Below are 3,529 nucleotides of genomic sequence, written 5' to 3' on the forward strand. Positions count from 1 at the left end.
CCCCCCCCCGCTCCCCCCCCCCCCCCCCCCGGCCCCGCCCCCCCCCGCGGGCCCCCCCGCCGGGGGGGGGGGGCCCCGCGAAGCCCCTTGCCACCCGGATGCGTTGATGTGACGCTTGGCGTCGTCGGCAAGGGGTGCAAGCGGTGCAAGGGTCATGCGTGACGGGGCGGGGGCCGGCCGGGCCGGGCCGCGGAGCAGGCCGACCGTATGGTTCCGAATCTCTCCGGCAGTTCGGTCGACGTGGCGATGACGCGGGCCCAGTCGCAGGACCGGCCGGTCGAAGGGCTCAAGGAAGTATTCGTGATCGACGGCGAAGGAAGCGTCATCAGCTTCTATCCTTGAACCCCCCGGACAGAGGAACCTCAGTGGCGATTTCCTACGACTTCGAGATGGCGGCGTCGCTCCCGGCGCTCCAGGTCGCGGAGCGGCTCCTGCGCGCGGCCCGGACGGCCGGTCTCCTCGACGCGTCCGCCACCCCGGAGGAGCTGCTGGAGCAGGGGCTCCGGACCACGCGCGGCACCTCTGTCCAGGTGTTCGAGGAGCACCCGGAGCCCTGGAACCCGGTGGTCGGCGACCTCGGGTTCACACCGACCCTTTCGGTGACGTTCCGTCTCGGCAAGTCCACCGGTTTCCCGGCCCAGCAGGACGACATTGTCGTCCTGGTGGACGCCCTCCTGGCCACGGTCACGGGCGACGCGGTCCTCGAATTCCAGTCCGAGGACATCTGGCTGCTGCGCCGGGGCGGCGACCTCACCCTGAACGAACGGGACGACCTGTGGCCCCCGCAGCGTCTCGCCCTGCTCAACCAGCCCCACCGGAGGGCGACTTACACCTTCACCGACGACGGAGTGTGATCGTGGAACGGGTCATCGTCATCGGGGGCGGCATCGCGGGTGCGGCGGTGGCGCTGGCCCTGCGCAAGGCCGGGTTCGGCGTCGCCGTGTACGAGGCGGGCACCGACGGGGCCGAGGACATCGGCGCGTTCCTCACCCTCGCGAGCAACGGCATGCGCGCCCTCGCGCAGATCGATGCCTCCGACGCCGTCACCGCGATCGGCTTTCCGCTGACCACGATGCGCGTACTGGACGGCTCCGGCGCCGAATTGGCCCGGGCGCCGCTCGGCGAGGCCGGCGACCCGCTGCTGCGGTTCCGGTGCCTGCGCCGCGGCCACCTCAACGCCGCGCTCCAGGCCGAGGCGGTACGCCGGGGCATCAGCGTCCGGCACGGCGCCCGGCTCACGTCCTTCGAGGACGGTCCCGCGGGTGTCACCGCGCACTTCAGCGACGGCAGCACCGCGTCCGGTGACCTGCTCGTCGGCGCCGACGGACTGCGCTCCACCGTGCGGCAGCGCATCGCCCCGGACGTGCTGCCCCGCCACGCGGGACAGCAGGTGTTCTACGGGTACGCCGACGGCGCGGCACCGGCAGGAGACGACCCCGGGGGCATCACGATGGTGCGCGGCAGCGGCGCCGCCTTCGGCTACGCGGTCTCGCCCGCCGGGGAGACGTCCTGGTTCGCGCGCGTGGCCGGCGATGCGCTGCCCGCCGCCGAGATCGCGGGGGCCACGCCCGCCCGGTGGCGCGAACTCCTCGTACCCCTGCTGCGCGCGGACGCCACCCCGGCCGCGGACATCGTCGCGGCGAGCGGCGACCGCGTCATGGTCACCAACGCCTCGGAGCTGCCGCTCGGCACGCCGTGGCGCTCCGGCCGGACGCTCGTCATCGGGGACGCGGCGCACGCCGCCTCCCCGGCGACCGGGCAGGGCGCCTCGATGGCGCTGGAGGACGCCGTCGTCCTCGCGAAGGCGCTGCGCGACGCGCCCGGCACCGACACCGCACTGGCCCTCTACGAGGCACTGCGCCGCCCGCGCGTGGAGCACAACGTCACGGTCAGCGGCCGGATCTCCCGCGGCGGCCCGTCGCCCGCGCGCGACGGCCGGGGCGCGCCCGGCGCCCGGCCCGGGGAGGACGAGCTGATCCGGCACCTGGACTGGGACACCCCGATCTGGACCGGGTCCGTACCCGGCGGATGAGTCCCTGCCGGCGGAAGCCGGTGTCACAGGCGGGCGTCGTCGTGCGGAAGCCGGTGTCACAGGCGGGCGCCGCCCCACAGTGTGCCCGTACTACAGGCGGGCGTCGTCCGCGGCCGACTCGCCGCGCCGCCAGCCCTCCGCGTCGCGGCCCTTGAGCCGGGACGTCGTGGTGGCCGGGAAGAGGCGCCGCGTGGCCGTGGTGACCGCCAGGTCCTGGGCGGCCAGGGCCGGCAGCAGCCCGGGGCTGTCCCGCCGGGCGGCCACCTCGTCCTCGGCGGCGGTCGTCAGCCGCTCCCGGACCCGGGCCGCGTAGGCGATCAGGAACGACACCCGGTAGTCCCGGCGCCGGGAGGGGCCGTCGGCGAGTGCGCGGTCGGCCTGCACGAGGAGCGAGGTGTAGAGGAGTTCGACGGCTTCGAGGTCGCTCTCGTGGCCGACGACCGTGGAGAAACCGAAGTCCGCCGACCACACCGCCTCGCAGCCGTTGGCGGCGGCCACCGCGTCGAGCAGCAGCGCCTTGGGGCCCTCGTAGGGGCGGTCCACGCCGATCCGCCGGAAGCCGGGGCCGCCGCCCGCGGCCTCCCCCCGCAGCAGCGCCTCGTCGACGCGGTGCCGGGCCATGAGCTGCTGGGCCTTGGCCGACAGTGCCTCGGCCTCGTCGGGGAAATCGGTGGACTCCGCCTTCGCCAGCAGCCCCCTGATCCGCCCGAGCACCTTGCCGCTCTCCCCCGCGGGCGCCGCGGCGGGCGGTACGGCGGTGGGGAGGCGGGGCAGCCGGCCGTACTGGCGCAGCAGTTCCACCAGGGTGGTCGCCGCTGAGAAGCGGTCCAAGCGTTCCGTACGGGCGAACGCGTCGACGCCGGCGCCTTCGGCCAGCGACGTCGCCAGACGCTGATGCGGGGCGGTCAGTTCACGGCCCGCCACCCGTACCAGGTCGGCGTGGGTCCAGCCACGGCTCTCGCACTCCCGGACCACCCGGGCCGCGGTCGCCGCGGCGGCGTCCGCCCAGCCCTCGCCGAGCGCGGCCAGCACCGAGGCGGCCATGTCCGTCTCCGCCTCACCGGCGTCCGCGCCGAGGGTCATCCGGTACGCCTGCTCGAACTCGTCCACCCGGCCATTGTCCAGGACGGCAACCGGACGGCGGCCGGACGACCGCGCCACTCGCACCCGGGCCGACCGGGCCCCCGGACCTGGGCCCTTGCCGCCGGCCGGGGTTGATGTGACGCTGGTGCCCGTCGACGACGGGGGACAACAGTGGTACGACGGGGGACAACAGTGGTACAGGGAGCCGGAGCAGACCGGGGCATCCCGCGGCGGGTGACCGGACACGGCCGGGGAGCGCCCCGGTGACGGGCCCGAAGGGCAAGGGCGGCACCGGGGGGATCGATCTCTACCCCGACGATCTCAACTCCGCCGCCGGTGTGTTCGCCAAGGGGCAGACGGACCTCGATACGGCGGCGACCGCGCTGAACACGGCGTTGCAGAACGCGGCGGGCA

The 3,529-nt window shown here is 75.0% G+C and carries 4 protein-coding genes; 3 read left to right on the top strand and 1 reads right to left on the bottom strand.

The genetic code is table 11. The features are described 5' to 3' along the window. The first annotated feature begins 207 nt into the window (after positions 1-207). Genes LCE31_RS40500 through LCE31_RS20485 form a run of 3 tightly spaced genes read left to right on the top strand, consistent with a single transcriptional unit; the run spans position 208 to position 2,032 of the window. A complete protein-coding gene (locus LCE31_RS40500) occupies positions 208-342 on the top strand; it encodes a hypothetical protein (RefSeq protein WP_263632086.1) in 135 nt (44 codons plus the stop codon). 23 nt (positions 343-365) lie between these two features. Further along, the gene (locus LCE31_RS20480; protein ID WP_225016207.1) at positions 366-854 is read left to right on the top strand and encodes a SitI3 family protein; all 489 of its coding nucleotides are present in this window, start codon (positions 366-368) and stop codon (positions 852-854) included. After that, positions 851-2,032, top strand: coding sequence for an FAD-dependent oxidoreductase (locus LCE31_RS20485; RefSeq protein ID WP_374118510.1), 1,182 nt, complete (start codon positions 851-853; stop codon positions 2,030-2,032). Before LCE31_RS20480 ends, LCE31_RS20485 begins: the two co-directional genes overlap by 4 nt. Positions 2,033-2,122: 90 nt before the next feature. On the opposite strand, the gene LCE31_RS20490 is transcribed toward LCE31_RS20485, so the two are convergent. Next, the gene (locus LCE31_RS20490) at positions 2,123-3,142 is read right to left on the bottom strand and encodes a DUF2786 domain-containing protein (protein ID WP_225016211.1); all 1,020 of its coding nucleotides are present in this window, start codon (positions 3,140-3,142) and stop codon (positions 2,123-2,125) included. Positions 3,143-3,529: the final 387 nt, after the last annotated feature.

This window comes from Streptomyces sp. 8L (assembly GCF_020176795.1).
Lineage (GTDB): Bacteria > Actinomycetota > Actinomycetes > Streptomycetales > Streptomycetaceae > Streptomyces.